The organism is Oceanobacillus profundus (assembly GCF_003515705.1).
In the GTDB taxonomy this organism is placed as follows: Bacteria; Bacillota; Bacilli; order Bacillales; family Amphibacillaceae; genus Oceanobacillus; species Oceanobacillus profundus.
In genome coordinates this window covers 95,728-107,337 of the sequence record NZ_QWEH01000018.1, presented here as the reverse complement: position 1 = coordinate 107,337, position 11,610 = coordinate 95,728, and the positions used below count along the sequence as shown (strand labels likewise).

Below are 11,610 nucleotides of genomic sequence, written 5' to 3'. Positions count from 1 at the left end.
TACACCGCCATGAACAGAAATCAAACAGTAGATAATAAAAATAATCCAAAGCAAAATGGTTCCGATCATCAAAAACCGATGATCGGAACCATTTTTCAGTAATTTAGGCTAGTTATGTCTCAGCCTCTTTTGCTGTTTACACAGACTCTAGGATCAGAAGAACGCTTCTGTTTTTAGAACTTCGATTTTCAAAAAAAAAGACCTACCTATTGGGTAAGTCAAGTTCCCGATATGCATCCTGATATTTCCCGCCTGAAGCGCCTGCAGCAACCTCGGCATGGTACAAAGCCTTAAGCGCAAAGCTTTTTTCAAGATCATGTTCTTTCATTATTCTTTTTAACTCTTTTTGTAATTCTTCATTTTGCATAACCAGTTTTTTCATGTGAGATGTATAATATTTCATCTGCTACTTTAACCCCTTTTGTATCCAATAATTCAGTAAGTATAGCATTCCTACTGTGTAATTACATTATTGCCTTATAATTGCTTACACAATCTTTAATTTAAGGTGTCTGTCACTACCTATTACACAGTCAGATTTCCAAGTGATTAGCATTATCAAACGATGAGCGGAGATTTGTTGGTAGGCAGGGTGGAAAGAAGTGAAAACACTTGGGATATTCCGTTTTTGGTTCATTGATGGAAAACCGTATTCCAGGGAGTTACTTATCTGTGTGCTGTACGGATAATATGATACTATATTTAATTGTTCAATTAATGTAAGCCTTTACAATAATTGAACAATTGTGTATTCTTAATATGAGGATAAGACGTTATAATGTCTAATTGGGATAGCAATTATGTTTCTAGGTCTAAAAGAAAGGAGAAGTTTTTATGAAAAAAACAGAGTCTTTATCTTTAGCAAACCAGTTGTTATCGTTGATGGGAGGTGCGAATAATATTGTGTCGATAACCCATTGTGCGACGCGACTACGCCCTACATTAAAAGATCGTGCGCTAGTTGAAAAGGAAAAAATCGAAACCTTAGATGGTGTAGCAGGGGTTGTTGATAGGGACCTAGGATTTCAAATAGTAATTGGTACCAATGTCGATGAAGTTTATAACGCATTTATGAAGGTATGGAAATCAACTGAATCAAATGATATGAATAAGGACATGGCAGATCTTTCTCAGACAGATAATAAAAAGAATAGTTGGTTTAACAAGTTTATTGCTCTAGTTGTCTGTATTTTTTCACCACTATTGCCATTGTTAGCTGGCGCAGGATTGCTCCGAGGATTTACGATTTTAGCTAATGAGTTGGGCTGGTTATCAACTGAAAGCACAACAAATCTGATTTTAACTCTTACGGCGACTTCAGTGTTTTATTTCTTACCATTATTAGTCGCTATTACATCAGCAAAACGATTTGATACAAGTCCGTATATCGCGATTGCTGTGATGGGTGCACTAATTATGCCTGAATTTATCAACCTGGTGCAGGGTGATGGCGGAAATATGATTACATTTCTAGGTCTTTCAATTCCTGTATTCAATTATACTAGCCAAATCATTCCTGCGATTTTAACTACTTGGGTACAATCAAAAATGGAACACTTTATGAAAGGTAAACTACCAAATAGTTTGCATATGATTGTAATCCCTACAGTATTATTAGTGATACTAGTTCCTATAGTCGCTGGAATATTTGGACCAATTGGAAATTACTTAAGTATTGGTATTGCTAGCTTTGTAGATTGGTTAGCAAATATAAATCAAATCGTTACGGGAGCTGTTATTGGTGGAATTTGGAATATTTTGATTATGTTTGGTGTACATTGGGCACCGAATACAATGGTGATTATTCCGGAAATTGCTTCAACAGGTAGCTCTGCTTTTATTGCGTATGGTGCGAATGCGAACTTTGGTATGGCGGGTGCAGCATTTGCCATTTTCCTACGTAGCAGAAGCCAGGAATTGAAGAATTTTTCATTAACTGCAATAACATCTGTCTTTTTATCGGGAATTGTTGAACCAGCAATTTACGGTTTGGGTGTAAGATTTAAGAGTCCTTTAGTAGCGGGATGTATAGGTGCAGCTTTAGGTGGTGCCTTTATGGGTGCATTTAATGTAGTAGGAAATGCATTTGTATTTGGCGGATTGACAACAATCCCTGCATTTGCGGGACCAACGTTATGGGCATATGTCGTTGGTTTAACAATTTCGTTTTTGGGTGGTCTGTTATTAACACTTCTTTTTGGTATTAAGGATCCAAAAGCAGAAATGTCTGCTTCAAAATAAATATAAGATTATTTATAGAAAGGATGATAAAAATGAGTTTAAACTCAAAAATACAAGGAATTTTAGGATTAGCAGCAATTGGTGATGCAATGGGAGCAGCAACAGAAAATCTATCGTTTGATCAAATCCGTACGCAATTTGGTAAAACTATAACTAAATTTGAAAAACCGGGAGAAACAGCATTTGCACTAGGAAATGAGGCAGGACAAGTTACAGATGATTTTTCCCAAGTGTATTTTCTATGCCAAGCTATCTTGAAAAATGACGGTATTATTAATAAAGATATTGTAATTAAAGCTATTTTGGATTGGTCAAATGTTCCATGGTATTTTGATCGTTTTGCTGGTCCTACAACACGAAGTGCAGTAGCAATGTATAAAGACCCCTCGTTAAAAATGAAGCCGTTACCAGGAGCAGCAACGGTGGACTATGCCTCCAAAGCAACAAACGGTGCAGCAATGAAAATTGCGCCAGCTGGTATTTTATATCCTAACGATTTGGAAGGTGCGATTGATGCTGCAATTACAATTACACAGGTAACACACGATAACGCTTTGGCTATTTCTGGTGCTTGTGCAGTGGCTGCTTCTACAAGTGCGTCCTTAGCACCCCATGCGACAGTTGATGAGGCTTTAAGTGCAGGTTTTTATGGGGTTTTACGTGGTGAAACGAAAGCAAAATTCATTTCTCGTGAAGTAGCAGGTCCAAGTGTTGTAGAACGTATCCGATTAGCGTATGATATAGTAAACGGTGTTGGTACAAAAGAAGAAAAATTGCGTAAATTATCACAAGTGGTGGGGAGCGGCTTACATATTTCTGAAGCTGTGCCTTGTGCATTTGGAATAGTTGCTTTAAATAAAGACAATGCCTTGCAAGCAGTAATTGATGCTGTAAATATTGGGTACGATACCGACACTGTTGCAACAATTGTAGGGTCTATGGTTGGGTCGTTTGTGGATTTAACCGATCCAAGTTTTATGTCTTTATATGAGACTGTACAAGTTGCTAATGATTTTAATTTGATAGAATTAGCCAATTCATTAGCAAGTATAGTGAATACTAAGGAAGAGAAACAAAATTAAACATGGTAGAGTTGCAAATTTGTTAGTAAGTATGGTGGATGCTTATGAAAAGAAACAAAGTTAAATATTTAGCTATTTATGAAGAATTACAACAACAGATCATCAATGGGGACTACCTCGTTGGTGATCTGATGCCAGCAGAGCCTGACTTACAAAAACGATATAATGTAAGTCGAATTACTGTAAGGCATGCAGTACAATTACTGGTAGATGAAGGATACGTTGAAAGGATTCATGGTGTAGGAACGATTGTTCTTAGTCAAAAAAAATCGTTGCAATTACAAAATCTATTAAGTTTTTCGGAGGAAAATAAAGAGCATAATATACAATCAACGTTATTCTCATTTGAAGCTTCTATTCCAGCAAGTCCGCTGGTATGTTCCCAACTTGATTTGCCAAAAAATGCGATGGTTAGTTGTCATGAACGAATACGCTGGATTGATGAAATTCCGATTGGCTTTCAACGTGTATATTGTCCTTCGTCTATTCCTTTATTTGCTGAAGAGCTCAGTTCAGTGGATGCTTCCTTGTATCAGTTGTTTCGCATAAAAGGATATATGGTGAAAAAAGCTAATGAAACAATTGAATCTGTAGTTGCGAATGAGGAATTGGCTAAAATTTTGAAAGTAGCAGAAAATAGCCCCTTATTATACGTTCAACGAGTAACAAGAGATGAACAAGATCGACTAATTGAATATGCTGAGTTCTTTTATAGAGGGGATCGATACCGGTACAATGTTCAATTGGAAATTCCATGATGAGGATATAGGAAAGCATTTATCACTTGATAAACGAAAGCATTTTTTTACTGGAATCATTCCGGTATTTGAGCTATTCATTTAGAAGAAACTGTCTTATAAAACCTTGAACTATTATAGTGTGAAAAAACTAGCACTTAACTTCCAATTGACTATACCATACTAATGCCACATAAAATCAAGGTCTTCGTCTTGATTTCATGTGGCTTGTAAGTTACATTTTCTGCTTCACATCGTTACGGATCAATACTCTCCATAATTATTTTCTCAAAATCAACATTTCGTAGCTTCTTTTTTGCCTCTTTTCCCCAGCTTTTTACTGCTTCAATAGAAACTTCCTCTTGTTCAGCAATTTCTTTTAATGACTTGTCCTCAATAATGTAATATCTTATCCAGTTCCATTGTTTTTCGGTTAATATTCTTTTAACTTGCTGCCAAAGATAATCATCGCTTTTGATATTTTCTTTCATAGTTAATCCTGAAAAATTAGTGTTACTCGCTTTATGATACACTTCTGCTTCAAACGTAGCTTCCTCCTCTGTGGAGGCGAGTACTTCTCTTTCAATTCTACGACTCTCTTTTCGAATTAGATCAATCAGACGATGGCGAATAATAAAGTTGAAGTATGTGGAAATTGGGCCTTTATCTGGCTGGTAGTTTTTATATGCGCTCCACATCGAGATAAGCCCTTCTTGATAAAACTCTTGGTGAGGATCTTGTATGTTTAATTTGTGAAGGTGATAATGAATCCTACGCTTATTTTGCTCAAAAATTTCTTCAAATGTAAATGTGTTTGTATTCTTTTTCATTTAATTTACACTCCTCATCATAAACGGTATTCATATCTATAATCGACCATTCATTACAATATGGGGTGCAAAAAGTGAAATTTTAGTTAATATTTTAAATAGACCTGTTACAGAACGTTTATTTTTGTTTGCGGATGAAGAGGGAAATGGATAAAGTAAGTTCCTTTTTGAGCAAACTCTGCGAAATTGATTTATAAAAATCCTCAATAAGCAATGAATCGATAATCTAATTACGCATTAATTCTAATAATGATGCCAAACAACCTAAATTTAGATGACATCTACACCTTAAAAGGCTTGCTGTGTTTAGTGTTTTCACACCAACAAAAAATCATTGGGCAGCAGCAGACACATATACCAAACTTTAAGACCCTTCGTATTTAGCAAATTGTTCAAATGTATTTTTATTTTCTATCAACCCACATACCCCGCATTGAATACGGTATTTTGGACCATTATACATCTGATGAAACATTTCTGTATTCTCAGATGTATAATCTTCGAGGACTTCCCCAGTCTTTGCATCGAGTTTGACAGGCGTTGCGATTTGCTCAATGATATTAAATCGAGATCTGTTTGTTTTGCAATTTGGGCAACGGTATGGCTTATTCATATTGCACCTCCATATTTCAATGATGATGGTCACTTTCTAATTTTAGAATGTGAAGAGAAAGATTCGTCTACTATTCCTTTGGGCGTGTTTATTATGGCCTATTTGCTTTTTTATTATTCGAGAGACTTTTGTTTCTTGGTTAAATTGTTACTGGTAGGCAGGTTTTATTTTATTATAAAGTTACAATAGGCGCGAGGGTATTAGATAGACCTGGTCTCCATTTTTCCTATATTTGTTGTCAAATGAAACCATTTTGATTGCCACATTACACTATAACTTTTTTTCGGTATTTGGGTTATCCTTTGAAAACTTTACATCAAATACATAGTGTTACTGAAGATTGAGATGTAACTTTTCATCTCGGTTTCAATTTTGCACGAGATCAGATGGTATATTTGGAAAAATTATTCAAATATACACTAGTTAAAGGTATTCTCTAACTGCAAGTGAAAATTTTAGAGCGTCAGAGGCTGTTTCACCACTTAATAAGATTATTCAATTTGCTAAAAATACGCCACTTAACAATTATGGCAGGACATGGTTTACGTGTAGGTGGTTTTGAAAAGTTTTACAATGATGTACATCCTGAAGAGGTTCTTTTTAGATCAGGGGCAAGAGTTAATGAGAGTTTTAACGATCCAATTGATAAGAATAAAAAAAATTAATGAGATTCTTAATCAGTAAAAAAAGAGCAATACAATTCTTTATTGATCCAATTGTATTGCTCTATATTTTTTATAGCTTAATTCGCTCTTTATATTTATCAATTAGTTTTTCATTATGATCATCTGCACCTTCAATATTCCCACTCAAGAACACAGGTGGTTCAAAGTTATTTTCGGCCATTAGTTTAATAGACTGGGCAAAAACTGCGTTTAAAATAGTTGATCCTATTACGGTTGAACTTGGTGAAAATCTTACACCCACGTCAATATGAGACAAAAGCGCATCACCCGCTGGTGCATGGTTATTAATAACAAGATCAACAGCATCAAGCAAAAGCTCGCCACTGATATGGCGTGAAGGCTGACTGGATGAATATTCAATCGATGTGATTCCAATTACAAATGCGCCTTTTTCTTTGGCGAGATGGGCTACATCTACAGGTACAGGGTTTCTGCCAGATGTTGAAATGACAAATATAACATCTCCATCACGGATGTCCTGTTCTTGCATAAATGTCTTTGCATAATCATTTTTTCGTTCGTAAGTGGACGAACGGACAGCGCCTTCGTGAAGCATTAATGGCTCATGTAAAATAGGATGTATTGGTACTAAGCCTCCTGCTCGATAGTAAACTTCTTCTGTTAATATATGAGAATGACCACATCCAAATAAGTGGATTACACCGCCATTTTGTATCGTCTCAGCGACTTTATGGCCCGCCTGAATCATAACATTATGCTCTTCTTTTTGAACCTTAGCTAATAAATCTTTTATTTTATCAAAGTAGTTATTAATCACTATAAACCCTCCATTATTTCCATAATTTCATTAACCTTCGATGGGATTGTTTCCCCTGTTATTTTGTCAATGGTTGAACCGAAGATATGCGGCATAAAGAATTCGATATCAATGGCCATTACACCCATAACAATGTCTTTAATATTGCTAGCATCAATTCCACCCGCAGGCTCTACACCACGAATTCCTTTTGCTGCAGCAACTTTTGTTAAGTAAATTAGTTCATCTAAATGCTGATTTCCCTTTATAGGCATCATTTTAATACTTTCAATACCCAGACTAGCGGCAATATCGATGAATTGTTCTACCTTTATAATACTACCTGAATTTGCTAATCGAATTTTCCCAATCTCTCCAGTTGGCTGAATAAGTGCATTGGCCAATTGTTTTCGTGTACCTTTGCCATCTAAAAACCCTTTTGTATAGGCCGCTGTTTCGAAAGGCTGATTGATATGACCTGGATCAGATGCTACAGCGATGTCCAATACTTTCCGGCAATTAGCTGTTTTTCCACCACCACCAAGTCCAATGCTTACCATATCCGTGATCGTTTTTAGTTCTATTACTTTCTTAGTTGCTGCATCGATTGAGTCATAGTTATCTGATACAATCCCAGGAATAACATATCCAGAGCCAGCTTCCATAACAGCGGCGGCATTAGCGGCGTCACGAGCTATAAAGTTAAATAAAAATTTATCATAGAGTTTTTCTTTCATAGACTGCTTCACACTTTCAATTAATATTTTGAATTAATCAATTTGGCCATATTTTCAATTGCGATATCAATGATATATTTTCCTTTTTCTTCTGTAGCAAGCTTCGCATCACCGAGTACAGCTGTTTGGGTAAACTCTTTCCATGGTGTTGGAGTTACATCGGCATGTATTGGAATATCAGGTATATCAGTAATTGCTTTATCCATATCGACATGTTCTGGTGCTAAGTAAAGCATATAGGATGTTTCAATCTCACATGCATGAAAGTACGTGTTATGAGAGGACTTAGTTTCTCGTACCTCAGCTGCCGCTTTATTCATACCAGGATAAAAAAAGTAAAAAACCCGCATTTCTGGACAATTCTCAAACAATACACGTGCTGCATCTTTAAGTGCTGGTCCATTTCCCAAATGTCCATTAACCATAGCAAATGTAGTAAATCCCTGTTTATAGAGGCTTTCACCAATATCAACGAGGAAGTTCATGAGAGAGTCATTACTTATATTGATACTTCCTGGAAAATTACGTAAACTCCATACTTGTCCATATGGCAATGTCGGTAAAACAAAAGCATTAACTCGTTCAGCTAGTTTTTCTGATAATCGTTCTGCAAGTAAATTATCTGTGCCAAGGGGTAAATGCGGACCATGTGCCTCAACTGCACCAATCGGTAGAATAGCAATTTTAGATTTATGAATACTATCTTTTACTTCGAAAGAATTTTGATATTGAAATTGCAATTTATTTCACCACCCAGTTTATTTATGAAAAGTTACTTTTTAAATGTAAAGCATCGAGCAGGATTTTGGACGAAAAACTTATCAATCAATTTTTTTCCATCAAAATCTTTTTGATTTGCTTCTTCAATAAATCGTGGTACCCATTTACCAAGAATATTTTCCAAGCCTAGTCCATGATCATAATGCTTATAATATGTTTTTCTAGCAGTATCTCCACTTACTAGTATTTGGTCTTCATGTCCTTTTTTTACAAGCTCTAAAATACAATCAATTCTTGTGCTTTCTGGTGCATATTTTATTTTTGAAATACCATCAAAGCAAAGCAATGCGCCAGTTTGAGCTATCTTTTCATGATAAAAAGGGTCGGGGTTACGATCCATATGACCGAAACTAATGTATTCTAGGTCAACGCCTTCACTTTTCAAAAGCTCAATTTGTTCAAAGCCCATTGTTCCAGCCTCTGTATGGGAATGTAGTGGTGCCTTCGTTTCGTGATGTGCCCTTGCCACTGCACGTAAAGTTTTCTCTTCTAACGGGGTAATTCGATTATAACCAGTACCAAATTTTACTTGACCACCACGTATATTGGTACCTTCTAGTCCCTCTTCAATTTCTTTAATGACAAAGTCTGCAAGCTCATTTATTGATTTTGCGTCAATCCATTCATAAAACGTTTTATAATCTCCTGTTAACTTTTTTAAATGTTCAGGAATTGTTGCCTTCCAGAGAAAGCTCTTGTTAAATCCTGCTGTTCCTATCATGGTGACACCAGTTTCCTCTGAAATTTCCTTTACTGCTAACACATCTCGGCCATAATCAATGGCTGTTGCATCTACAATTGCTTGTCCACCAAGGTTTTTAAAATCTAAAACATCAAGCTTCGATTTCTCTTTATCATCAAGTAATAAATCATCAGCACTATGCTCAACCCAGTAGGGTGGTCTACACACAATATGTTCATGTGAATAGGTGGTACCCAATTTTGAAGGGTGTATATCACCATGAAATGTTCGAATAAAGCTCATCATAATCACTCCTTGTAGGATCTTGTCGAATTACTTTTATCATTGTGAAAAGGGGAGAATGGCTTCCCCCCAAGGCTTGAAAAATCAATTAGAAAAATAGTTGTGCTAAAAAGCGAACGATTGGTCCTAATATAAACATATCTGAATCCGCTGCCCACATTGCAGTATCCGGAATTGTATCTGAAAGAAGCATCTTAACTGTGATAAATTGTCCCCAGGCTACAACAGTTGCAGTAATAAAACCACCCATTAATGCACCTCTTACACCACCAGTTACATTTCCGAAAACCCCTGCAGTTGCAGAGTGAAAGAACAATACGATCATTGTCGGAACGAATACATACCCAACCGTATTTCCCAAAACCACCAACCAAATAAGTGCCCCTGCAAAAGATCCTAGAAATCCTAAAATTACAGCATTAGGAGCAAACGGAAACACTACTGGGCTATCTAAAGCTGGCTTTGCTCCAGGTACGATTTTTGTTGCAATCCCTTTAAATGCAGGTACCATCTCTCCAATAAACATACGTACACCAAGTAATACAACTGCAATACCAGCAGTAAAGGTAAATGATTGAATAATCGCATATACAATAAAGTTTTGGTCTCCAGCTGCTTCAACTAACGCCTGAGCACCCGGTGTATCTTTAAAGGAAATAATGATTGCACCAACTAAGAATAATAATCCCATTGTAAGCGCAGTAATAACATTTGAATCTCTTAAAAATTCCAATCCTTTTGGCAGCTTGATTTTTTCAGAATCATTTTCTTTATTACCAAGCAATTTACCAGCTAAAGCACTTAATAATGCCACTGATGCTGAAGTATGTCCAAGGGCGATATTGTCATGACCCATTATTTTACGCATGAAAGGCTGCGTTAATGCAGGTTGTAATGTCCAATATATTCCCATGATTACAGCTAGGAATATTACAAGCTTTCCAAAAGAGATATCTCCAACTGCTTGAATTGCAATCCCAGCAAAAATTGTTGTTGTCCAGAACATCATATGACCAGTCAGATAAATAAACTTAAATCTTGTAAATCTAGCTAATAAAACGTTAATAACAAATCCAAGTGTCATAGCTAAGGTGACGGCGCTTCCATATTTTGCGTTAAACCCTTCTTGACCCATGAAATCACCAAGAGGTTCAGCTGATAGATTAAATACCTCTTTCCATAACGGTTCAAATACAGTTAGTGCATTAACGATAACACCTGAACCTGCACTAATAATTAAAAATCCAATTATAGCTTTAAATGTTCCACTAATCGTTTGACTGGCAGATTTCTTCTGTAATAGCAATCCTAAAAGTACAATAAACCCTAGTAAGATTGCTGCTTGTCCAAAAATATTCGTAGCAATCCAAAAAATAACATCCATTTTGCATTACTCCTATTCCTATTATTTTTTATTTACTAGCTTTCAATGTTCTCATCAATTGCCTTATTAATTTCATCCATGTCAAAATAATTATTTACTAAAAATACTTTCGCTGTATGACCTACTAGACTTTCTGCAAGTTCATTACTTGTAATAATATAGTCTGCTTCCATACTTGAAGCTGTTGAAACATCAGTATGTTCTACATCTGCTTGAATGCCTTTTTCTCCAAGTACTTGCTCGACATTCATTCTCAGGATTAAACTTGTACCCTGTCCTAACCCGCAAACTGTCAAAATTTTAATCATCATTTATCTCTCCAATTCTAAAATATATTTTATATCTTCATAACTTGTAGCTTTCATTAACCTATTAATATTATTGGTGTCATTTAATAGAAGCGTTAATTTTTTCAACAATGTTAAATGTTCATCACTTGATGAAGCCCCTAAACTAAAAACTAGTTGTACAGGATCATTAGAACTATGACCAAACGCAATCGGCTCCTTTAACTGTACGAATGATACAGAGGCCTCGTTCACTCCATCTTCAGGCCGTGCATGTGGAATTGCAATGTATGGTGCTAGAACGAAATAAGGACCATTTTCTTTATATGCATTTTTCATTGCTTCAATATACGATTCTTCAATAAGCCCCTCTTGCAAGAGTAGTTTACCGGCTTCTTCAATTGCTCCCTCAGCACTCGTTACTTCCACTCCTACCTTTACGATATCTTCTTCTAAAAATCTCATAAAACTCACACACCTATCGTTATGTT

13 protein-coding genes are annotated in these 11,610 nt (G+C 36.0%); 3 read left to right on the top strand and 10 right to left on the bottom strand.

Annotated elements, in window-relative coordinates; translation table 11 throughout:
* Positions 1-202: 202 nt before the first annotated feature.
* On the bottom strand, positions 203-403 hold the full coding sequence (locus tag D1B32_RS19910) for a hypothetical protein (RefSeq protein WP_118890260.1): 201 nt from the start codon (positions 401-403) through the stop codon (positions 203-205).
* Between the two features lie 431 nt (positions 404-834).
* Here D1B32_RS19910 and D1B32_RS19905 point away from each other — a divergent pair, with 431 nt between their 5' ends.
* From D1B32_RS19905 to D1B32_RS19895, 3 genes are read left to right on the top strand one after another with little or no spacing between them, the layout of a single operon-like run.
* Complete coding sequence (locus D1B32_RS19905) at positions 835-2,241, top strand: PTS transporter subunit EIIC (RefSeq protein ID WP_118890259.1); 1,407 nt, start codon at positions 835-837, stop codon at positions 2,239-2,241.
* Positions 2,242-2,273: 32 nt separating this feature from the next.
* Positions 2,274-3,323: an ADP-ribosylglycohydrolase family protein gene (locus D1B32_RS19900; RefSeq protein WP_118890258.1), complete on the top strand. Its 1,050-nt coding sequence runs from the start codon at positions 2,274-2,276 to the stop codon at positions 3,321-3,323.
* A 44-nt stretch (positions 3,324-3,367) separates the two neighbouring features.
* Positions 3,368-4,081, top strand: a complete 714-nt coding sequence (locus D1B32_RS19895; RefSeq protein ID WP_095313814.1) for a GntR family transcriptional regulator — start codon at positions 3,368-3,370, stop codon at positions 4,079-4,081.
* 236 nt (positions 4,082-4,317) lie between these two features.
* Here D1B32_RS19895 and D1B32_RS19890 read toward each other — a convergent pair whose 3' ends face one another.
* From D1B32_RS19890 to D1B32_RS19850, 9 genes are all read right to left on the bottom strand, one after another.
* Positions 4,318-4,890 carry a sigma-70 family RNA polymerase sigma factor gene (locus D1B32_RS19890; RefSeq protein WP_118890257.1) on the bottom strand — a complete coding sequence of 191 codons (573 nt, stop codon included), beginning with the start codon at positions 4,888-4,890 and terminating at the stop codon, positions 4,318-4,320.
* A 364-nt stretch (positions 4,891-5,254) separates the two neighbouring features.
* Complete coding sequence (locus tag D1B32_RS19885; RefSeq protein WP_095313818.1) at positions 5,255-5,503, bottom strand: DNA alkylation repair protein; 249 nt, start codon at positions 5,501-5,503, stop codon at positions 5,255-5,257.
* Between the two features lie 735 nt (positions 5,504-6,238).
* The gene (locus D1B32_RS19880; RefSeq protein ID WP_118890256.1) at positions 6,239-6,967 is read right to left on the bottom strand and encodes an SIS domain-containing protein; all 729 of its coding nucleotides are present in this window, start codon (positions 6,965-6,967) and stop codon (positions 6,239-6,241) included.
* Positions 6,967-7,683, bottom strand: coding sequence for a KDGP aldolase (locus D1B32_RS19875; protein WP_118890255.1), 717 nt, complete (start codon positions 7,681-7,683; stop codon positions 6,967-6,969). The genes D1B32_RS19880 and D1B32_RS19875 overlap by 1 nt, the downstream gene beginning before the upstream one ends.
* Positions 7,684-7,703: 20 nt before the next feature.
* Positions 7,704-8,423, bottom strand: coding sequence for a creatininase family protein (locus D1B32_RS19870; RefSeq protein ID WP_118890254.1), 720 nt, complete (start codon positions 8,421-8,423; stop codon positions 7,704-7,706).
* A 32-nt stretch (positions 8,424-8,455) separates the two neighbouring features.
* Positions 8,456-9,448 (bottom strand): phosphotriesterase family protein, encoded by a 993-nt coding sequence (locus D1B32_RS19865; protein WP_118890253.1) that lies wholly within the window; start codon positions 9,446-9,448, stop codon positions 8,456-8,458.
* An 88-nt stretch (positions 9,449-9,536) separates the two neighbouring features.
* A complete protein-coding gene (locus tag D1B32_RS19860) occupies positions 9,537-10,832 on the bottom strand; it encodes a PTS ascorbate transporter subunit IIC (RefSeq protein ID WP_118890252.1) in 1,296 nt (431 codons plus the stop codon).
* A gap of 35 nt (positions 10,833-10,867) precedes the next feature.
* Complete coding sequence (locus tag D1B32_RS19855; protein WP_118890265.1) at positions 10,868-11,137, bottom strand: PTS sugar transporter subunit IIB; 270 nt, start codon at positions 11,135-11,137, stop codon at positions 10,868-10,870.
* 6 nt (positions 11,138-11,143) lie between these two features.
* Positions 11,144-11,584, bottom strand: coding sequence for a PTS sugar transporter subunit IIA (locus tag D1B32_RS19850; RefSeq protein ID WP_118890251.1), 441 nt, complete (start codon positions 11,582-11,584; stop codon positions 11,144-11,146).
* Positions 11,585-11,610 lie beyond the last annotated feature (26 nt).